This window comes from Pseudomonas sp. SIMBA_067 (assembly GCF_046534675.1).
GTDB lineage: Bacteria > Pseudomonadota > Gammaproteobacteria > Pseudomonadales > Pseudomonadaceae > Aquipseudomonas > Aquipseudomonas putida.
Map to the genome: position 1 here is coordinate 1 of NZ_JAWRYH010000180.1, position 328 is coordinate 328.

Consider the following 328-nt stretch of genomic DNA (forward strand, 5'->3'; position numbering starts at 1 on the left):
GTGACGGGCGCCGTGCTGCTGTCGGCGAGCCTCGCGCTCGCGAGCCGTGCACCGTCGCTGCTCGCGTTCCAGCTGATTTTCGGGCTGGCCGTCGGCAGTGCGACGGCCGCGGTGTTCGCGCCGATGATGGCTTGCGTGACCGGCTGGTTCGATACGCACCGCAGCCTCGCGGTATCGCTGGTGTCGGCCGGCATGGGCATGGCGCCGATGACGATGTCGCCGCTCGCGGCCTGGCTCGTGTCGGGGCACGGCTGGCGCACGTCGATGCTGGCGATCGCCGCGCTGGCCGCCGTCGTGATGATTCCGGCGTCGCTGCTCGTGCGCCGTG

1 protein-coding gene is annotated in these 328 nt (G+C 72.0%); it reads left to right on the top strand.

The genetic code is table 11. The annotated features are described in order from the left end of the window. Positions 1 to 328, top strand: a 328-nt coding sequence (locus SB765_RS28620) for an MFS transporter (RefSeq protein ID WP_410932356.1), incomplete at both ends; no start/stop codon positions are given.